Genomic DNA, 19,990 nt, shown 5'->3' with positions numbered 1-19,990 from the left:
ACCTTCTATTTATTAACCCGAAGGGAACATTGCATTCATTTTTTCCTTGATTCCGCACACTTCATCGATCCGCTTGGTGCAGCGGCTGGCCGTCGATACGGATACGCCATAACGTTTGGCGACCTCCTCGAACGTCACATGGCGCCGGTGCAGCTTGGCTGTCACGTATTCCAAGGCGGCGGCCCAGCCGCCAAGATGGGAAACGGAAGGCACCTCCGGATAAGACAGGGTAATAAACTCGACCCAAAGCGTCTCCACGTCGTGAAGCTGCATCAAGCTGTAGCGCTTCATCATACGCCGTTTGGCTTCATCCAGCACCGCCTGCCATTCCGGTTTCCATACCGGAAGCCGGGAGGACACAAAGCCGGGGTCTACCGTTTCGGTTTTGCCTTCCAGCACAATCGGAAGCGGTTCATTGACGCCAAGGCTCCGCAGAGCAAACAACGCCATATCCTTCAGATATTTATCTTCACCCGGCTCCATCAGAAACGCACGAAGCGCCTCTTGAACCTCACTGTCCGCGATCTGGCTGAAGGCTTCGATCACCTGAAGTTTGGTCCGGGCGTCGCCGTGGCGCAGACCCCAGAAAAACGAAGAACGGATCAGGGGATCCTGCTTCATCTGATCCGGGATTCCCCCGCCCCATTTCTCCCATTTCCGCAGCTGCTCCTCGAACGGAAGTCCGTATTGATAGCTGATCAGGGCCGGTCTTACAGCGGACAGGACGCTCCCGCCCTTCCCTTCGATCCCCTCGTATTCCTCCAGCCGCGCCAAATAAAAGCCGGGCACCTCCGACTCGGGGTCCAGCTTGGCCGCTTGCTTCCAAAGCCCTTTGGCCTCTTTATAACGCCCGATATTATAAGCGGCAACCGCTGCATAATGGAACAGGCAAGGATCAAAGTTGACCTCCTCATCCTTCAGCAGCCGTTTGAAATGCCCGTAAGCCGCTTCATGATGGCCCAGAATGCCCATCGTTGTCGCCAGCTTGAATACATGCTCCTGATGAAAGGGAATAATACGGGAAAGCTGCTCCGACAATTGCTCCAGCGTCTCCCGGTCGCCGTCATGCTGGATGAACACGGCCAGGTTGCATAAACCATGCAGGTTGCCGGGATCCCGGCTGAGCACGTCTTCGATCGCAGCCATGGCCTCTTCGAACAGGCCCATATAGTAGTAGCCCAGCGCCAGATTGTTGCGGGCAGCCAGGAAATCAGGCTGCTCTTGCAGCAGCTTCTCCAGCAGCTTGACGGCGGCCTTAAACTCGCCCCGCTCCAGCATACTGCGAGCCTGATCGTGTTCGGCCGTGCCCTGAAGCGACCGGATCGGCCCGACCTTCGTCGGACGGTTCAGCTCATATTTGAGCAGCTCCATCATTTCTTCCGCTTCCCGCAGAAATTGACCGTCGGGATCCTTCTCCAGGTATGTGACAAGCGCTTCTTCCGCTTCTTCGAACCTATCCATATTGGCATAGTTATTCGCCATATAGAAGTAGCATTCCGTCATGGTCTCATCTATTTCGCTTAAAACTCGAGAGAGCACCTCGTTCGAGCCCTCATAGTCTCCGGTTTCGGATAAAATGCCTGCCATATTGCAATGATTCACCGGGTTATCCGGTTCATATTCCACAGCTTTGCGAAAATATTTCAATGCCTTGTCGTACCGCAAGCGTTCCAATGCTGAAACGGCTCTCTCGAAGAAAAAGTTGGCGTCCATGCGGACCGGCACGATGTTACCGGATTTATTCGGTTGTGTGCTGTCGGTCCTGCTTTCTTCCGTCAATCAAGGCACCTCCTTAAAAAATGCAGCCTGTTCAGAATGCTTCCATTCTTCCTCCCAGTATACCACAAGGCCCCTGCAACCTCCTACCGGGAACTATGCCCTGAGCCCTTTGGCGCCTTAGAAACCGGGGACTGCGCACGTTCGGGAGAAGGGAGTCTTTTTCATAAAAATAACCATCCGTACCTGTCCCTAATCTCAAAACCGTCCTAAATATAAAACCAAAAAGGCAAGAAGAGCCGTGCCCTTCCTGCCTTGTCCTTTAAAAGATTATGAAAAGACGCCTTGAACCAGGTGTTCAAAAGAGCCGAATCCCCGCTAAATGCCGCGGTTCCGGAACATCGTCGCGATGGAGCCGCCCTCCATGATGTAGCGGATCGCCCGGGAGAACAGCGGGGCTACGCTCAAAACGTGCAGGCGCTGTAAAACAGGCTCCTCCTCCGGAAGTTCGATCGAATCCGTAATCACGACCTCCCGGATGTTCGGATGATCCAGCCGCTGCAGCGCCCTGTCGGAGAACAGGCCGTGCGTGGCGCATACAAAGGCGTCTTCCGCCCCGCGTTCCTTCAGTCCCTCCACCACATGCAGGATCGTGGAGCCCGTATCGATCAAATCCTCGATAATGATCGGAGTCCGGCCCTCCACGTCGCCAATGACGTGAGTAATGACGGACTGATTATGAGCCGGGCGTTTCTTGATCATGATCGCAAAAGGCGAATCCATGCCGCTGGCCAGCTTCTCGGCCATGGACGCCCGTCCCGCGTCGGGGGAGACGATGACCGGGTTCCGGATATTTTTAGAGAGCAGATATTCGGTCATCAGATCCAGCGCCGTCAAATGGTCCACGGGGATATTAAAGAACCCCTGAATGGCGGGGGCATGCAGATCAAGCGTTACGATCCGGCTGGCGCCTGCCGTTGTCAGGAGATCGGCAACCATTTTTGCAGAGATCGGCTCGCGGGGCGCGGATTTCCGTTCCTGCCGGGCATACCCGTAATAAGGCAGCACGATCGTGATGGTATGGGCGGAAGCCCGTTTGGCCGCGTCGATCATGACCAGCAGCTCTACAAACAATTCGTTGATCGGATGCGAAAGCGACTGCACGAGAAACACGTCGCAGTTCCGGATGCTTTCCTCGTAATGGACATATATTTCGCCGCTCTTGAAACGGGAGATTTTGATATTTCCGGGTTCAATGCCGAGCTGTCTGCTTATCGTTGCCGTAAGCGCTTTACTGGATGATCCTGAAAAAATGCGCATTTTCGACTGCTGCATAGCGCCCTTCCAGCTCCTTTATCATAGATTCGACACCGTCATTCTATATTTTCATTATATAAGGTTATCTCTCTATTTCCAAAGGGATCATTCGTCTAATTCTTTCCTCAAAAACAGCCAGCTCCCGGAAACCGACCTCGTGCAGCAAAATACGAGCTTCATCCAAATGCTCGGACAGCTTCTTTGGATCATGCGCATCGGAGCCGAGCGTCAGCGGAATGCCCAGACGGCAAGCCTCCTCCAGCATCCGGCGGCTCGGGAACATTTCCTCGCACGCTTTGGACAAACCGGAGGCATTAAGCTCCATGACCATACCCGCCTGTTTGACGGCACGCAGCGCGCGGTTTTCCAGCTCCTCGACCTCCCGCTGGCGGGAAGGATCGGGTTTATAGGCAAATCTCTTGATCACATCCAGATGTCCGGCAATATCATAGAAACCGGTCCCGGCCGCTTTTATAACCGCCTCGTAATACTGCTCATAGACGGCAAAAATATCTTTGCCCTCCCAGTTATGAGTCTGGCGGAAGTCGGAAATGTCCCAGGTGCCGAGAAAATGCACGGAACCGATCACGTAATCCCAGGGATAGGCCTGCAGGATCTCCTGAATCTCCCGCTCCCAGCCTTCGATATAGTCGGCTTCAAGCCCGACCCGGACCTCAATCTGCCCTTTATATTTCTCCTTCAGCCGGAAGCACTCCTCGACATAAGCCGGAAGCTCCGCCATCGCCATGGCCATTTCCGGATAATATTCCTCGGGCTTCACATGAAGCAGCGGCATATGATCGGACAGGCCGATATGGGAGAGGCCGATTTCTATGCCTCTTTTTACGTAATCCTCCAGACGGCCTACCGCATGTCCGCAGCGTTCATGGTGCGTATGGTAATCGATCAGCATCCTTCTCTCTCCTTGCTCCAATATGTTAAAGGGCGTCCATGAAGACGCCCTCCGGTTTAACTTCAATTCTATTAGTCCCTGCGGGGTCTTTCGTGACGCAGCGCCAGCTCGCCCAGCACGTCGTCCAGCGGAAGCCGGCGTTCTCTCAGCAGCACCAGCAAGTGATAGATCAGGTCGCTGACCTCCATGCGAAGCTCGTCATTGTCCCAGTTCTTTGCGGCGATGATGGATTCGGCCGTTTCCTCGCCGACCTTTTTCAGAATTTTATCCAAGCCCTTCTCGAACAAATAAGTCGTGTAAGTGCCTTCCGGACGTTCGATATCCCGCTGGGCGATCACGCGCTCAAGCTCATTCAGCACCGCAAAGCGGGCCAACTCACCATCACCTGCCGGTACGGCAGAATCCGAACTTTCGCCGCCCGATGGCGCCGCTGCCGCTGTGGATGCCGAATTCAAGCTCTCGGCACTGCCAATGCTTCCTTTGCTTCCTTTGCTTCCATTGCTTACGTCCTGAGCTTCAGCCGTCCGGTCTACTGCTACCTCGAAGAAGCAGCTTTCTGCCCCCGTATGGCAGGCCGGCCCTTTCCGGTTCACCAGCACGAGGATCGCATCCCCGTCACAGTCGTATTTCAGCTGCACCACCTGCTGGGTGTTGCCGGACGTAGCCCCTTTGTGCCAAAGCTCCTGACGGGAACGGCTCCAGAACCAGGTTTCCCCGGTTTCCAGCGTTTTGCCCAATGACTCGCGGTTCATGTAAGCCAGGGTCAGCACCTCAAGCGTGGAAGCATCCTGCACGATAGCCGCTACCAGGCCTTGATCGTCCCATTTTATCTTTTGTTCAAGCTGCTCAAGCGTACTCATCGTATTTCTACCCCTTTGCTTTTCAAGTCCAGTTTCAATTCCGGGATGCCCAGCTCTTTATAGTGGAAAATTGTAGCCGCCAGAGCCGCATCCGCACGCCCTTCGGCAAACACGTCATAGAAATGCTCCTGTCGGCCCGCGCCGCCAGACGCAATGATCGGGATGCTGAGCAGATCGGAGGCCGCCCGGGTCAGCGGCAGGTCAAAGCCGTCTTTTGTGCCGTCTGCGTCCATACTGGTCAGCAGAATCTCGCCAGCCCCGCGCTCCTGTGCTTCCTTCAGCCAGTCCAGCGCCTTGATGCCGGCCGCTTTCCGGCCGCCGTGCGTGTACACCTCCCAGGTGCTCCATTCCTCGTTGTATTTGGCGTCAACCGCCACCACGATGCACTGGGAACCAAACCTTTGGGCTCCGTCCGAGATCAGCTGCGGATTCAGCACCGCCGCCGTGTTGATGCCGATCTTATCGGCACCCGCCCGCAAAATCCGCTTCATATCGTCCACCTGCGAAATGCCCCCGCCTACCGTAAACGGGATGGAGATTTCTCCGGCGGTCCGTCTGACTACATCCACCATGGTGGCCCGGCCTTCCGCCGACGCGGAGATATCCAGAAAAACCAGTTCATCCGCCCCCTCGCGGTCATACAAAGCCGCAAGCTCCACCGGGTCCCCGGCATCACGCAGATTGACGAAATTTACGCCTTTGACCACACGGCCGTCTTTGACGTCCAGGCAAGGTACGATCCGTTTTGCCAGCATGCCGTTCTCCCCTTTCTATCTATCTTTCTCATCATTTAAATATCGGTACGCATCTACTTCCCTTTTTCCTTCGCCGGACTATCGGGCTGCCTTAACCGCCTCAATCGCCTTCTCCAGCTCAATGCTGCCGGTGTAAAGTGCCTTGCCCACTATGGCGCCGCCGACGCCCTGGTCGGCGTAAGCCGCCAGCCTCTCCAGATCCTGCTGCGAAGTCACGCCGCCGGACGCGATCACCGTTTTGCCGGTCGCTCGGGCCAGCGCCACGATAGCTTCCGTATTCGGTCCCTGCATCATGCCATCCCGCGAGATATCGGTGAAAATAAACGTCTCCGCGCCTTTGGCCGCCAGCTCCTTGGCCAGCTCCTCCGCCTTGACTTCCGTTGTTTCCAGCCAGCCGCGGGTGGCGACCAAACCGTTACGCGCATCCAGGCCGATAGCGACCTTACTGCCGTATTTGGACAAGACTGCTTCCGTGAACACCCGGTCTTCAATCGCAGCCGTTCCCAAAATCACGCGGCTGACGCCGAGTCCGAACAGCAGTTCCACGTCCGCGAGCGTCCGCAGGCCGCCGCCGACCTGAACAGGAACCTTTACCTCGCGGGCAATTTCGCCGATAATTTCATGATTCACCGGATGACCGGCTTTGGCGCCGTCCAAATCGACCAGGTGAATAAAAGCGCCGCCCTGCTGCTCCCACATGCGGGCCGCCTCCACCGGGCTGTCATGATAGACCGTCTCCTGGCCGTAATCGCCCTGAACCAGCCTGACGCATTTTCCGCCCCGGATATCAATCGCCGGGTAGATCGTAAATGAAGACATTTTCCTCGTCCTTTCTATGAAAAAGCCTGATTCTATAAAAGCCTGATTAAGGCGCTGCGCCCACTTTGCAATCTGCATTCAATCTGCATTCAATCAGCCTTCAATTAGCGTTCAATTAACATTTAATTCGCGTTTAATCGTCCGCCGCCGCTGAACGGTCTATGCTTTTCCTGCCGTAGCCAGGCGCAGGAAATTGTCCAGCAGCTGCATGCCCAGCTGCCCGCTTTTCTCGGGATGGAACTGCATCCCGAACACATTGCCGTGACCCACGATCGCGGTCACGGGCCGCCCGTAATCGGTGACCGCAATCAGGTCACCGGGCCGCTCCGCCAGCGCGTGGTAGGAGTGCACGAAGTACACGTGCCCTTCCGCGAGGCCGCGGAGCAGCGGGCTGTCCGGCTGCCGGAACTCCAGCCGGTTCCAGCCCATGTGCGGCACCTTTAGCTTGCCGCCTTCAAACCGCACCACCCGGCCGGGCAGCAGCCCGAGGCCGGCGTGCGTGCCGTGCTCTTCTCCTTCGTCGAAGAGCAGCTGCATGCCGAGGCAAATGCCGAGCAGCGGTTTCCCGCTCTCTGCAGCCCGCCTCGTCACAGCGTCCAGTCCGCTTGATCGCAAATGCTCCATCGCGTCCCCGAAAGCGCCGACGCCCGGCAGCAGCACGCCGTCGGCGCTCAAAATCACCTCAGGGTCGGCGGTTACCACGCCTTCGCCGCCCAGGCGCTCGATCGCCTTGCTGACGCTGTGCAGGTTGCCGAGGCCGTAATCGACGATTGCAATGGCCATGCTTACAGCACCCCTTTCGTCGATGGAACCCCCGTTACGCGCGGATCGATCGAAGTCGCTTCATCCAAAGCGCGGCCCAAAGCCTTAAACACCGCCTCGATCATATGGTGCGTGTTCTGACCGTAATGCACGATCACATGAAGCGTGATCCGGGCTTCCAGCGCCAGCTTCCACAGAAACTCATGCACCAGCTCCGTATCAAACGTGCCTACACGGGCTGAAGGATAAGAGGCGCGGTATTCAAAATGCGGACGGTTGCTGACGTCAATCACGACCTGGGCCAGCGCTTCGTCCATCGGCACAAACACGCTTGCATAACGTTTGATGCCTTTTTTGTCGCCCAGGGCTTCGCGCAGGGTTTGTCCCAGGCAGATGCCGATATCTTCAACCATGTGGTGGTCGTCGATGTCCACGTCGCCTGTGGCTTTGACGGTCAAGTCGAATTGGCCGTGTTTCGTGAACAGGTCCAGCATATGGTTCAGGAACGGCACATCCGTTTCAATCGACGCCTGTCCTGTTCCATCCACGCCAAACTTCAGCTGAATATCCGTTTCATTTGTTTTGCGGCTGACACCAGCTGTTCTTGTGTTATCCTTTGCTTCGCCAGCTCCGTTTGCTCCATACATCTCCATCAGCATGACTCGTTTCCCTCTCCTTCTGCTTTCACCCGGATCTCGATCGCCCGGGCATGCCCTTCCAGCCCTTCCTTCCGGGCCAGCTCCATAATGTCGTCCGCCGCGCTGAGCAGCGCTTCCTTGCTATAATAAATCAAGCTTGATTTCTTGATAAAATCGTCCACGTCCACCGGCGAGGAGAACCGCGCCGTTCCGTTTGTCGGAATAATATGGTTCGGTCCGGCAAAATAATCCCCGACCGGTTCCGAGCTGTGCGGTCCCAGAAAAATCGCCCCGGCGTTTTCGATCAGCCCGAGATAGTTCATCGGATTCTCGACCAGCAGCTCAAAATGCTCCGGCGCAAGCCGGTTAATGGTGCGGATGCCCTCTTCGATAGAATCGACCAGCAGAATGGCGCCATAGTCGCGAATCGCCGCGCCGGCGATGTCCCGGCGCGGCAGCTCCGCCAGCTGTCGCTGCACCTCGGCGGCGCAGCGCTCCGCGAATTCGCGCGAAGGCGTCACCAGAATCGCCGAAGCCATCTCGTCATGCTCCGCCTGCGACAGCAAATCGGCCGCCACGTAAGCCGGATTGGCGTGCTCGTCGGCCAGCACGGCGATTTCGCTTGGCCCGGCGATGCTGTCGATATCGACCACGCCGTAAACCTCGCGTTTTGCCAGCGCGACGTAGATGTTCCCCGGCCCGCAGATTTTATCGACCGGGGCAATCGTTTCCGTGCCGTAAGCCAAAGCGGCAATCGCCTGGGCGCCGCCGACCCGGTAAATTTCGTGTACGCCGGCTTCAGCGGCGGCCACCAGGATGTAAGGGTCGACGCCTTCCTTGCCGCCGGTTGCCGGAGGAGTGACCATGACGATCTCCGGCACTCCGGCCACCTGGGCGGGAATGACGTTCATCAACACGGAAGACGGATAAGCGGCTTTGCCGCCCGGGACATATACGCCGACCCGCTTCAGCGGCCGGATAATCTGGCCAAGCAGGCTGCCGTCCGGCTGAAGATCCATCCAGGAATTCCGTTTCTGTCTCTGATGGAACGCGCGAATGTTCGCTGCCGCCGCTTGGATCGACTTAACGAAGGAAGGCTCGACCTGGCCGTAAGCGGCCTTGAGCTCGTCTTGGGTGACCCGGAGCTGGCCGGCCTCCAGCCGGGTCCGGTCATGCTGTTCCGTGAAGCGAAGCAGCGCCGCATCGCCTTCCTTTTTAACCTGCTGCACGATTTCCTTCACCGCTTCATTCTGCTGCGGCGACCCGTATTCGACCTCCCGCTGGAGCTTGAACTCGGCGCTGGATAAAATCTTCATGGTTTCTCCCCCTCTGCGTTTCCTAAAACCTTTATATCCCGAAATCTTTATATCCCGGCAGGCGTTCCTACGACCTGATAAAGCGCGTCGCAAAGCGTCTGGATCTCCTTGTTTTTCATCCGGTAACTGACCCGGTTAGCCACCAAACGGCTTGTAATATCAAAAATTTGGCTTTGCTCCACCAGTCCGTTCTCCCGCAGCGTCTGTCCCGTCTCCACCATATCGACAATCCGGTCGGCGAGGCCGATCAACGGAGCGAGCTCGATGGAGCCGTTCAGCTTGATCACCTCGACCTGCTGTCCCTGTTCGCGGAAATATTGGGAAGCCACGTTCGGGTATTTGGTCGCCACCCGCTGCTGGATGCCCGGCTGCCAGCCCGGCAGGCCGATCACCGACATGCGGCAGCGCGCGATGCCCAGATCCAGGAGTTCATAAACGTCGCGGCCTTCCTCCATCAGGACGTCTTTGCCAACGATTCCGATGTCGACAGCTCCATACTCCACATATGTCGGCACGTCCACCGGCTTCGCCAAAATAAACTCCATGTTGGCCTCCGGAATCGGAATGACCAGCTTCCGGCCTTCCTCGCCTTCAGGCGGCACCGGCAGTCCGGCGGCCCGCAGCAGCTTCGCCGCTTTGTTATAGATCCGGCCTTTCGGCATGGCTACTCTTAATAATTCTGACACGGCTTTTCCTCCATTCGGTTTTTGCCCTGTATCTTTTATCCCCGTTCGCCAACCAGCGAACCAAAGGTATAAATTTCTCCGTAATTTCCTGCTTCTGCACCTGCTGCTTCTGCCTCTCCAGCTTCGACCTTCTTAAGGCCGGACGGCCCGTCGATCAGCCGGGTCACGACCGCTTTCCCTTCGGAGCGCAGGCGCTGCGCTTTATCCAGCCCCTCTTTCCGGTGTTCGCAGTCGTATTGGACCAATACCGGAAGCTCGCCGTTTTCTTGATTCAATCCACCGGCAATATCCAGGATACGGTTCGTTTTAAGCGAAAATCCCGTCGCCGGCACCGAGCGCCCAAAAGCCTTGAGCAAATTGTCGTACCGCCCGCCGCTGCAGACCGGAAAACCTAGATCCGCCGCATACCCTTCAAAAGTCATTCCGGTGTAATACGTGAAATCGCCGATCATCGTCAGATCGATCAGCACGTGCTCGGAGACCCCGTAGGCCTCCAGCACCTCCCAGATTTTGCAGAGATGAAAAAGCGAATTTTTAGCCAGCTCATGGCCGCTAAGCTCCATGGCCTGCTGGCAGATTTCTTTCCCGCCGCGGAGGCGGAGCAGTCCGCTCATATTCTCTTTTTGCCGGGATGTCAGCTGCAGTTTCCTTACCGCCTCCCGGAAACCCACATGGTCCCTGCCCAGCAGATATCCCTTGAGTTCCTCCTGGTCTTCCTTCCGGCCCGGCAGCACTTCCTCAAGCAGCCCGTTCAGGAAGCCGACATGGCCCATCGCGATTTTAAAGGATGTCACCCCTGCCGCCTGCAAGGAGGCAATCGCCAGAGCTACAACCTCCGCATCCGCGTCCGGCGATCCTTCGCCTACCAGCTCCACGCCGGTTTGGAAAAACTCCGCATCGCGGCCAGCCTCTTCCGAAATTGCCCGGAACACGTTGGCGTGGTAGGACAAACGCAGCGGCAGCGGCTCTTCTTTCAGCAGTGAAGACACTACGCGCGCCACCGGGGCCGTCATCTCGGAGCGCAGAACCAAAGCCTGCCCCCGGCTATTCAAGAGTTTATACAGCTTCTGATCGGATGTAGAGCTCGCCACCCCAACCGTATCGTAATATTCCAGCGTAGGCGTCATAATCTGCCGGTACCCCCACCGGTTCATACAGTCCAGCACCTGACGCTCAATTCGGCGCAGCCTGGAAACGGCTAAAGGCAAATAATCGCGTACGCCTGCCGGTTTTTCGAAATTTTTAGGCTTGCTCATGCTCTCGTCACCTCATTTACTTATTCGCCTATCCCTTTTACTTCTTTATCTCAAAAAATCGGGCCGTCATTCCCGTTATCATTTAGGTTATTATTGGTGTTTTTAAAGCTATTTGATCGTCCAACATATCTTTACTATGGTAAAGTGTTAACAAAGTAAAGGATACTGTATATCCTATCATGTAAGGTATTAACCGTCAATTCTTCCAGGCGATTTTGTTCACTCCAGATGGACAAACTGTGTATCTCTGACCTCTGCCCGCACATGCCCTATTTATCCTCTTTACTACTCCTTAATTACTTCTTACGTATCCCGTTTGTACCCGTACGGTTCGGCTAAACCCTGATTTCATTCGTCTATAACACGGCCGAATTTCCAGCCTGCTCCCTGAGCTCCAGCTCGCGACCCCGATTCGCTGCTTTAGGCCTGCTTCCGAGCAGGAAAGACGCTCCGGGCACCCAACGAAAGGTAAAAGCCGCGAGGCCCCACGCCAGAAACAGACTTACCGGCACCCCCGCCCAAATCCAGATCAGATAAGGAAAGGACTCCGGGCTTAGCGTATAGCGGAATCTTCGGTAAATCAGAAGGAAGATCGGATGGAGCAGGTAAATCGAAAAAGACAAGGCTCCCAGCCTGGACAGGAAAGAAAGAAAAAAAGGCGAAGCCTTGCGATATAACCAAAAGGAGGCTTGAAGCAGTACAAAAGCCGATAAAAAAGTATGTATATTCCAAAGCAGCTCGTACCATAGGGAATCGACCCATTTTCCATAGGCACGGCCATTATGATAAAGCTGAACATGAATCAGCGCCACGAACAGCCAGGAGGACCATAACGCTGCGGTTATCCCTTTTCCGCCTGGACTCTGTTGTCCGTAGGGGCGGGTCAGCCACTTTTTCAGTGGTTCGAAATAATAGGCCAAAAAGGCGCCCAGCAAATAAAAGGACATATAAGTCGGCGCATAACTCGCTTTGTTCATCAGCTGCAGGTCATATTTATTCCATAGGGCGAACCCCCACTGGATCAGAAAACCGGCCGGAAGCGACCAGGCGATGAGCCGGGGATATTTTTGAAACAGGATCAGAAACAGAGGAAACAGCAAATAGAATTGCAGGTTGATAAAAACGAAATATAGATGGGTATAAGCAGTCCCCGTTGCCAGGTCCTCAGCCAGCCAGATGAGATGGGAGCCGATAGACACGCCCGGATTAAAAAAACTTTGCGCCCCGCTGTAAAGATGCACGACGCCATAATAACAAATGGAAGCGGCCACATAAGGGAGGATAATGTAGAGGAGCCTTTTCTTGTAGAAACGGATAATCAGCTCTTTGCCGGCAGGTCTGCCCAAATAATTATAGAACAACACAAAGCTGCTCAGAAAAATAAAACACGGCGTGCCAAACTTGAAAAAAATGTTCACCAAATTAAACCAGTAATAATAGGAGGAGTTGGCGGCTTGTCCGCCCGCGGCATAGGAGGTGGCATGCACATGAATCACGCCAAGGATCGCAAAAGCTCGAAAGAGATCAAGCTCCGGAAGCCTTTCTTTTTTCGCTGGGTCTTTCACAAGCATCTACTCCAATCTTTAGGGATAGGGTTCAATACAAGCGGCAGCTTTACGTAGGGTCCATTCCGGAATGGCTAGGTAATCAATTCATGGATGTAACTGTAACTATTTTACATGATTTAAAACGATTTGCCTGCCTAAACAGTCATTATTTATAGAAACCGCCTTAATTCCTTAATTACCAGATTTGCCCGGATTGAGAAGGAAAGCTAAAAAAGAGAGCTGAATAATTGAAAGCCCAATCAGCGTTACAGGTAAAGAAGATAAGGCAAAATAAAAAAACAGGAGCACCGCAGGTTCCGAACCTTGCCGTTGCTCCTGTTTTATCTTTTGGGCTGCCTCACAACCTTACGGCATCAGCTTTTCCCTTCCCGGATCACCCGCATCGGATTCCCACCCACAAAAACCCCGGGCGCCACATCCGCATGCACGACCGACCCCGCGGCTACGACAGCCCCGTCACCGATCGTCACCCCGGCCAGGATGGTCGAGTTGGCGCCGATCATGACTTCGCTGCCGATCCTTACCTCGCCGAGCCGGTATTCCTTGATCAGGTATTCATGCGCCAGTATGGTCGTGTTGTAGCCGATGACGCTATTATCGCCGATCGTGATTTTTTCCGGAAAAAACACATCCACCATCACCATCAGCCCAAACGCCGTCTGCTTGCCGACCTTCATCCCTAGCACATGCCGGTAAATCCAGTTCTTCCAGGGAAGAACCGGACAATACCTGGCCAATTGAATGAATATGAAATTTCGAATGCCTTTCCATGGACTGACGGTCCGGTAGAGCTGCCATAACGCATTAGGGCCTTCTACCGGATAACTCTCCAGTTTCCTCACTAGGCCTCGGACTCCATTCCCAGAAGTTGATAAAGATCCCGCATGTCATCCAAAATATGATGCGGTCCGTATTCCATCAGCTTTTCCTTCCCCTTAAGCGACCAGGCCACCGCTGCGGCCTGAACGCCGGCGGCCAGCGCCGACTGGATATCCGCCGGACTGTCGCCTACCATCAGCGTAGTCGCCGGGTTCGCGCCCAAGCGTTCTACAGCCGTCAATACGGGTTCCGGGTCCGGCTTCGGATGCTCTACGTCTTCCAGCGTCACGATGGTAGACATGTACTTTTTCATGCCGAACATATCCAGCACGCGGTCCGTGGATGCTTTGACCTTGGTCGTTACCACGCCAAGCGTATAACCTTGCTCATGCAGCTTGGCCAACACCTCATCCACATGAGGGAACTCCTGAATAAGCGCATCATGATGAATCGCCTGATAAGCCCGATATTCCTTGACCATAAGCTCGACATCCGTCGCTTCCGTAAAAGCCTGCAGCTGCTGCTCCAGCGTCTGCCCCATAAAAGGAATGATTTTCTCGCGGGCATACTCCGGCTGGCCCTGCCTTTCCATCACATGCTGAAAGCAGTTGATGATTAGCTCATTTGTATTAACAATGGTTCCATCCAAATCAAACAGTATAGTCTCTATTTTCTTCATCGCTGACTCCTATCCTAATCCTCTTTGCGGTCCGTCTCTTTCGTTTCCTCAACGGATGATGAGGATTCTTCCTCATTCCCGCCGGACACCGAAGCCGGCACCGCCGCTACCGTAGCGGAAGACGTTTCCGAACGTGGAGCGGCAGCCTCGGCCACGAAAGCATCCGGGCTGCTTTGCTTCGTGGAAACAATCGGATCCAAATAACGTGCAGGCTGCGGTTTCATGTTCCGTCTCCAAATAATAAGCACGACGGCTACGACAACGAACAGAATCGCCAGCAGCTGCGAAATCCTCACATTTCCGTACAATGGATCAAGCGCTCCATGCTCAAAGCCCATCCATTCCATCGGTTTCCACAAAGCGTTAACGAAGGAAGCCAATGCGTCGGAGCCTTGGAACGCCAGGCTGTCCGTGCGAAGTCCCTCGATAAAGAAACGGCCGATCGAATACCAGATGAAATAGCTGAAAAAGAGTTCCCCGGCACGCATAAACTTCTGTCTGCGAAGCACCAGCAAAATGATCAGCCCCACCAGATTCCAGAGCGACTCGTATAAGAAGGTTGGATGATGGTAAACGCCACTTACATTCATTTGATTTACGATAAAGGCTGGAAGATGCAAATGGTCCCGCAAAAAGGTTTCCGTCGTCGGCCCGCCATAGGCCTCCTGATTCACAAAGTTCCCCCAGCGGCCGATAATTTGGCCGATAATCAAGGACGGGGCGCAGATGTCCACGATTCTCCAGAAGTTATAACCTTTATAACGGACGTAAAAAATCGCGCAAATAATTGCGCCTATTAAGGCCCCGTAAATGGCGATACCGCCATTCCAAATCTTGAAGACATCCCAAAGGTTATTTTTGTAGTCGTCCCACATAAAAGCCACAAAATAGATCCGCGCAGCAATAATCGCCGACGGAACGCCGAGCAGCAGCAGGTCCATAAAGAAATCCTGCGAAATGCCGAAACGTCTGCCTTCATAAATAGCCATAATGAGCCCCAAAAGGGCTCCGACTCCAATAATCAAACCATACCAGTGCACTTCCAGTGCGCCGATCGAAAAGGCGATCGGGTTAAGCAGCAAAGTCTTCACTTTTTCACACTCCTAATCCAAATCGTCGATATCTTCCGCAATGGTTTCCGTCAGTTTAGCCGTAAATTGAAGCGCAGCGTTGTAACCCATCCGTTTGAGGCGGTAGTTCATCGCAGCCACTTCGATAATAACGGCCAAGTTCCGGCCCGGACGAACCGGAATCGTTACGAGAGGCACATCGGTATCAATAATCCGTGTAGTCTCTTCATCCAGTCCAAGGCGGTCATACTGCTTCTCCTGCTGCCAAGCCTCCAGCCGGACAACCAGCGTAATCCGCTTATTATTGCGGATGGCCCCTGCACCAAATAAAGTCATCACGTTGATGATGCCGACTCCGCGGATTTCAAGCAGGTGGCGGATCAGTTCAGGCGCGGTACCGTGAAGCTGATTGTCCGATGTTTGGCGAATCTCAACCGCATCGTCCGCGATCAGCCGGTGCCCGCGTTTGACTAGCTCAAGAGCCGTTTCGCTTTTCCCGATGCCGCTGCTGCCTGTAATCAGCATGCCTACGCCGTAAACGTCCACCAGAACGCCGTGAATGGTTGCGGTCGGCGCCAGTTTTCTTTCAAGAAAGCCGGTAATTCGGCTGGACAAAATCGTTGTGGCCACCGTGCTGCGCAGCACGGGGAGCTGATTTTCCGTACTGGCTTGTACAAGCTCTTCCGGAACGTCAAGGCCGCGTGTAACAATAATGCACGGAGTCACTTCGCTTTGGCATAAACGTTCAATCCGCTCTTTGCGTTCTTCCGCCGGCAGCATGCCTATAAAATGAAGCTCCGTTTTACCTAAAATTTGCACCCGCTCAAGCGGATGATATTCAAAGTAACCCGCCATCTCCAACCCTGGGCGATACAAGTCATCCACGGTAATGGTCCGTTTCAGGCCTTGTTCTCCGGAAATAACCTCAAGTCCAAACTGGTTCACTAGCTCCGATACTTTTACCTTTTTAGCCATGACTGATCTCCTTTATCCCCCAACTACTCGGGCTTACTTCAACACATTCCTTCTCCCATCCTAATGGAAAACGGAGCCTAAATCAATTGCATGCTGCACGCTTCCATTTTTCGGAGTTCTTATACACCCTTAATGGATTCCCCCGTTTAAAAATAATGTTAAAAAAACCGCCCCGAAGGGCGGCTTTTCTTATCGTTCCGCTGAACTTGAACTCAACGGTAACCCGCTAACAAGTTATTAGCCGAAGAAAATGTTCAATTCAGTTTCTTTATCGAAGATATGAACTTTGTTCATGTCGATCGCCAGTTTCACGTTTTCGCCTTCGCGAGTCGTGGAACGTCCGTCTACACGTGCAATAATTGTGTCATTTCCGGCACCGCTCAGGTAAAGCAGCATTTCGTGGCCCAGGTTTTCCGTAACGTCTACACGGCCCGAGAATACAGTGTTTGGAGAAGCTTCCATGAACACTGGCTCTTCATGAATGTCCTCAGGACGAACGCCCAGGATCACTTCTTTACCTACATATCCGCCTTGTTTCAGAATGCCGGCTTTGCCTTGAGGAACTTCCAGTTTCAAGCCTTGAGCTGTGAAGATCAGGCTGCCGCCTTGCTCAGTCAAACTGCCTGTAACGAAGTTCATTGTAGGGGAACCGATGAAACCTGCAACGAAAATGTTGGTTGGCTGGTTGTAAAGCTCTTCAGGAGAAGCAGCTTGTTGGATGATACCGTCTTTCATAACGACGATACGATCGCCCATTGTCATGGCTTCGATCTGGTCATGCGTTACGTAGATACAAGTAGTTTCCAAACGTTTAACCAATTTAGTGATTTCGGCGCGCATTTGACCGCGCAGTTTAGCATCCAAGTTGGACAAAGGTTCGTCCATCAGGAACACTTGAGGGTTACGTACGATAGCGCGGCCCAAGGCCACACGTTGGCGTTGACCACCGGAAAGAGCTTTTGGTTTGCGGTCCAGCAAATGCTCGATATCCAGGATTTTTGCAGCTTCACGTACGCGTTGGTCGATTTCTTCTTTCTTCGTTTTGCGAAGTTTCAGACCAAATGCCATGTTCTGATATACGTTCATATGCGGATACAAGGCGTAGGATTGGAATACCATCGCGATATCGCGGTCTTTAGGAGCCACGTCGTTCACGACACGGTCCCCGATATACAGTTTACCTTCACTGATTTCTTCCAGACCTGCGATCATACGCAAGGTTGTGGACTTACCGCAACCGGAAGGACCTACCAAAACCAAAAATTCCTTATCGGCAATATCAAGATTGACGTCTTTAACCGTTGCTTTGTCGGAACCTGCATATTTCTTGTAAATGTGCTCTAAACGTACACCAGCCATCGTCGTTTCCCCCTAAAAATTAGTTTGAAGTATGATAAAATAAATTTTGAAATCGTATACATTTCACACATTTATATTAACCCATTAAGCACTAGCCTGCCATACACAAACTGCACAAAAAACCTATTTTCTTTTCGTGACTTTATACAATAATAACGTAAGCTTCACTAATACCGCGTCTTTAAAGCTCCTGACGTCAAGCCCCGTCTCCTGTTTGATCTTGTCCATCCGGTACAAAAGCGTGTTCCGGTGGATGTAGAGCCGCTTAGCCGTCTCACTGACATTGCAGTCCAGTTGAAAAAAGGTTTCGAGCGTCGACAGTGTCTCCGGATCGTTAAAAATCCCCATTGCAATATCCGTTCGCGCCATAAACTGCTTGCGCTGTTTATCCGGAATGCTATAAACCAGCCGTTCCAGGTAAAAATTCCAAGGCAAATGAATTTGTTCCGTTACATGGAACATATTTCCAAGAATCAGCGTTTCCCGAAGCAGCTGCGTCACTTCCACCAGACTTTGCTCGGGAATGACGGGCTGGCCCACAGAGATATGGAAGTTCCCGACCCACTCATTCGCGATCAGCTCATAAACCCCTTGTCCAAGATCGCCCAGCATCGTTCTTTCCGCTTCACGGCTTTCCTCGCTGACCTGGCGAAGGTCCTCCAACTGGTTTTCCCCTACCAGGATCAGCCATTCCTGTTCTTCAACCGGAATAAGCAGCAGGTCCCCTCCGAAATAACTTTTCAAAAGTTTGTTCAGCTTCTGATACTGCATATGAGGTTTCGTACGGTTCTCGCTATTCAGCAGGAAAGGCACGAAGGACATGGACAGCCTCTTTTTCAACATAAGCCGGTCCGGGATCGCTTCCTGAGGCACTTCTTCATTTAATTGGGCTCGAAGCCAGGCACCAAGCTCAAGTACAGCCGACTCCTCGTTATCCTTGTCGGACGGAGAAGGACGAACCTGGTTGGCTGCCGTCTGTAGCAGGAGTTCAATCAGCTGGCTTTCCGAAGCCTGAAGGCTGGAAGGGTCAATCTCCCATACATTCACGTATTCCTCACTGAAAGACCAAGGCCAGCATCGGATCCCGTCCATAACAAGCGGGACACCGATGTGACGATGTTTGTTCCCCCCAAGCTCCAGCCATCTGCTCCAGGGAATCGAGTTTTCAGATAAGGGGGCGCCAATGATTTGTTCAATTCGATGTCTTAAATCAATCATGTTCATATCGGAATCTCTCCCAGCCTGAATCGTTAATCTAAGCTGCAATTTTTTATAACACGATAAAACGCGGACTATCTGAGACTAATTGTATCATAGGAACGTATCCGCTTCCTATTCTGGAGCTGCCTCCTTGGTTGAACCATGATTTAAAGAAAATGACAAAAAACCGTCAACATATAGTTAACGGTCTTCTGTACAGCGGATGAGCCATGAAGGACTCGAACCTTCGACACCCTGATTAAAAGTCAGGTGCTCTACCAACTGAGCTAATGGCTCTTAAAACTGGTGGAGGCTGATGGATTCGAACCACCGAACCCGTAAGGGAGCAGATTTACAGTCTGATGCGTTTGGCCACTTCGCTAAGCCTCCACAAAAAAATGGTGCCGTCGAGAGGACTTGAACCCCCAACCTACTGATTACAAGTCAGTTGCTCTACCAGTTGAGCTACAACGGCTTATTCAGTTTTAAAATGGTGGCTCGGGACGGAATCGAACCGCCGACACGAGGATTTTCAGTCCTCTGCTCTACCGACTGAGCTACCGAGCCATGGATTTGGTCAAAAAAATAAAGTGGTGGAGTTTGTATCCTTCCCACTTCACTGTGGAACTATACAGTTGATAATAATGGCGGAACCGACGGGATTCGAACCCGCGGTCTCCTGCGTGACAGGCAGGCATGTTAGGCCTCTACACCACGGTTCCGCGATATTATTCCTGGTGCCGGCGAGAGGACTTGAACCCCCAACCTACTGATTACAAGTCAGTTGCTCTACCAGTTGAGCTACACCGGCGTATATGGTGGAGGCTGAGGGGATCGAACCCCCGACCCTCTGCTTGTAAGGCAGATGCTCTCCCAGCTGAGCTAAGCCTCCATATACGAATATTAAAATTGGTAGCGGCGGAGGGGATCGAACCCCCGACCTCACGGGTATGAACCGTACGCTCTAGCCAGCTGAGCTACACCGCCATATTATGAACCACTGAATGCTTGTACAATGGCGGAGAGAGAGGGATTCGAACCCTCGCACCACTTACGCAGTCTAACCCCTTAGCAGAGGGTCCCCTTATAGCCACTTGGGTATCTCTCCAAAAGTCAGCATTCAAGATTGATCCTTGAAAACTGGATACGAAACAATCAATTGCCGAATTAGCCCCTACTTGGTTTCCCGGGGTCCCCGAAAAGTACTCGGTAGTACTCTCCGAAGCCTCCGCTTCACTTTTTGGGGGATCTTGGATAAGCCCTCGACCGATTAGTACTGGTC

The 19,990-nt window shown here is 53.4% G+C and carries 18 protein-coding genes and 9 tRNA genes; all 27 read right to left on the bottom strand.

Annotation, left to right across the window (positions count from 1 at the left end; all coding sequences use genetic code 11):
- Positions 1–12: 12 nt before the first annotated feature.
- Entirely contained in the window at positions 13–1,713 is a 1,701-nt protein-coding gene (locus AC3ZPD_RS14040) for a tetratricopeptide repeat protein (RefSeq protein WP_490985160.1), read from the bottom strand.
- 381 nt (positions 1,714–2,094) lie between these two features.
- The gene (locus AC3ZPD_RS14035; protein ID WP_490984910.1) at positions 2,095–3,051 is read right to left on the bottom strand and encodes a ribose-phosphate diphosphokinase; all 957 of its coding nucleotides are present in this window, start codon (positions 3,049–3,051) and stop codon (positions 2,095–2,097) included.
- Positions 3,052–3,115: 64 nt separating this feature from the next.
- Positions 3,116–3,946 (bottom strand): histidinol-phosphatase HisJ, encoded by an 831-nt coding sequence (gene hisJ / locus AC3ZPD_RS14030; RefSeq protein WP_490984909.1) that lies wholly within the window; start codon positions 3,944–3,946, stop codon positions 3,116–3,118.
- Positions 3,947–4,017: 71 nt separating this feature from the next.
- A complete protein-coding gene (gene hisI / locus AC3ZPD_RS14025; RefSeq protein ID WP_490984908.1) occupies positions 4,018–4,806 on the bottom strand; it encodes a phosphoribosyl-AMP cyclohydrolase in 789 nt (262 codons plus the stop codon).
- Positions 4,803–5,561, bottom strand: a complete 759-nt coding sequence (gene hisF, locus AC3ZPD_RS14020) for an imidazole glycerol phosphate synthase subunit HisF (protein WP_490984907.1) — start codon at positions 5,559–5,561, stop codon at positions 4,803–4,805. The genes hisI and hisF overlap by 4 nt, the downstream gene beginning before the upstream one ends.
- 78 nt (positions 5,562–5,639) lie before the next feature.
- Positions 5,640–6,380: a 1-(5-phosphoribosyl)-5-[(5-phosphoribosylamino)methylideneamino]imidazole-4-carboxamide isomerase gene (gene hisA, locus AC3ZPD_RS14015; RefSeq protein ID WP_490984906.1), complete on the bottom strand. Its 741-nt coding sequence runs from the start codon at positions 6,378–6,380 to the stop codon at positions 5,640–5,642.
- A 159-nt stretch (positions 6,381–6,539) separates the two neighbouring features.
- A complete protein-coding gene (hisH, locus tag AC3ZPD_RS14010; RefSeq protein WP_490984905.1) occupies positions 6,540–7,163 on the bottom strand; it encodes an imidazole glycerol phosphate synthase subunit HisH in 624 nt (207 codons plus the stop codon).
- A gap of 2 nt (positions 7,164–7,165) precedes the next feature.
- Entirely contained in the window at positions 7,166–7,795 is a 630-nt protein-coding gene (gene hisB / locus AC3ZPD_RS14005; protein WP_490985159.1) for an imidazoleglycerol-phosphate dehydratase HisB, read from the bottom strand.
- Positions 7,795–9,096 (bottom strand): histidinol dehydrogenase, encoded by a 1,302-nt coding sequence (gene hisD / locus AC3ZPD_RS14000; RefSeq protein WP_490984904.1) that lies wholly within the window; start codon positions 9,094–9,096, stop codon positions 7,795–7,797. The genes hisB and hisD overlap by 1 nt, the downstream gene beginning before the upstream one ends.
- A 47-nt stretch (positions 9,097–9,143) precedes the next feature.
- Entirely contained in the window at positions 9,144–9,782 is a 639-nt protein-coding gene (hisG, locus tag AC3ZPD_RS13995; protein ID WP_490984903.1) for an ATP phosphoribosyltransferase, read from the bottom strand.
- A gap of 35 nt (positions 9,783–9,817) precedes the next feature.
- Entirely contained in the window at positions 9,818–11,038 is a 1,221-nt protein-coding gene (locus tag AC3ZPD_RS13990; RefSeq protein WP_490984902.1) for an ATP phosphoribosyltransferase regulatory subunit, read from the bottom strand.
- Between the two features lie 356 nt (positions 11,039–11,394).
- The gene (locus tag AC3ZPD_RS13985) at positions 11,395–12,603 is read right to left on the bottom strand and encodes an acyltransferase (protein WP_490984901.1); all 1,209 of its coding nucleotides are present in this window, start codon (positions 12,601–12,603) and stop codon (positions 11,395–11,397) included.
- Positions 12,604–12,959: 356 nt separating this feature from the next.
- A complete protein-coding gene (locus tag AC3ZPD_RS13980) occupies positions 12,960–13,448 on the bottom strand; it encodes an acyltransferase (protein WP_490984900.1) in 489 nt (162 codons plus the stop codon).
- The gene (ppaX, locus tag AC3ZPD_RS13975) at positions 13,448–14,104 is read right to left on the bottom strand and encodes a pyrophosphatase PpaX (protein ID WP_490984899.1); all 657 of its coding nucleotides are present in this window, start codon (positions 14,102–14,104) and stop codon (positions 13,448–13,450) included. Before ppaX ends, AC3ZPD_RS13980 begins: the two co-directional genes overlap by 1 nt.
- Before the next feature lie 14 nt (positions 14,105–14,118).
- Positions 14,119–15,195 carry a prolipoprotein diacylglyceryl transferase gene (gene lgt / locus AC3ZPD_RS13970; protein ID WP_490984898.1) on the bottom strand — a complete coding sequence of 359 codons (1,077 nt, stop codon included), beginning with the start codon at positions 15,193–15,195 and terminating at the stop codon, positions 14,119–14,121.
- A gap of 12 nt (positions 15,196–15,207) precedes the next feature.
- Positions 15,208–16,149 carry an HPr(Ser) kinase/phosphatase gene (hprK, locus tag AC3ZPD_RS13965; RefSeq protein ID WP_490984897.1) on the bottom strand — a complete coding sequence of 314 codons (942 nt, stop codon included), beginning with the start codon at positions 16,147–16,149 and terminating at the stop codon, positions 15,208–15,210.
- A gap of 237 nt (positions 16,150–16,386) precedes the next feature.
- Positions 16,387–17,508 carry an ABC transporter ATP-binding protein gene (locus tag AC3ZPD_RS13960; protein WP_490984896.1) on the bottom strand — a complete coding sequence of 374 codons (1,122 nt, stop codon included), beginning with the start codon at positions 17,506–17,508 and terminating at the stop codon, positions 16,387–16,389.
- Between the two features lie 123 nt (positions 17,509–17,631).
- The gene (locus AC3ZPD_RS13955; protein ID WP_490984895.1) at positions 17,632–18,732 is read right to left on the bottom strand and encodes a PucR family transcriptional regulator; all 1,101 of its coding nucleotides are present in this window, start codon (positions 18,730–18,732) and stop codon (positions 17,632–17,634) included.
- Between the two features lie 200 nt (positions 18,733–18,932).
- Positions 18,933–19,005, bottom strand: a tRNA-Lys gene (locus AC3ZPD_RS13950).
- Positions 19,006–19,012: 7 nt separating this feature from the next.
- Positions 19,013–19,098: transfer RNA gene (locus AC3ZPD_RS13945), tRNA-Tyr, on the bottom strand.
- A gap of 9 nt (positions 19,099–19,107) precedes the next feature.
- Positions 19,108–19,183: transfer RNA gene (locus AC3ZPD_RS13940), tRNA-Thr, on the bottom strand.
- A gap of 16 nt (positions 19,184–19,199) precedes the next feature.
- Positions 19,200–19,275: transfer RNA gene (locus AC3ZPD_RS13935), tRNA-Phe, on the bottom strand.
- 78 nt (positions 19,276–19,353) lie between these two features.
- Positions 19,354–19,430: transfer RNA gene (locus AC3ZPD_RS13930), tRNA-Asp, on the bottom strand.
- A 13-nt stretch (positions 19,431–19,443) separates the two neighbouring features.
- Positions 19,444–19,519, bottom strand: a tRNA-Thr gene (locus AC3ZPD_RS13925).
- Between the two features lie 5 nt (positions 19,520–19,524).
- Positions 19,525–19,600, bottom strand: a tRNA-Val gene (locus AC3ZPD_RS13920).
- Positions 19,601–19,618: 18 nt separating this feature from the next.
- Positions 19,619–19,695, bottom strand: a tRNA-Met gene (locus tag AC3ZPD_RS13915).
- A gap of 29 nt (positions 19,696–19,724) precedes the next feature.
- A tRNA-Ser gene (locus tag AC3ZPD_RS13910) sits at positions 19,725–19,816 on the bottom strand.
- Between the last annotated feature and the right edge of the window lie 174 nt (positions 19,817–19,990).

It is taken from the genome of Paenibacillus mobilis (assembly GCF_058267595.1).
This window is presented reverse-complemented; position numbering and strand designations above follow the sequence as displayed.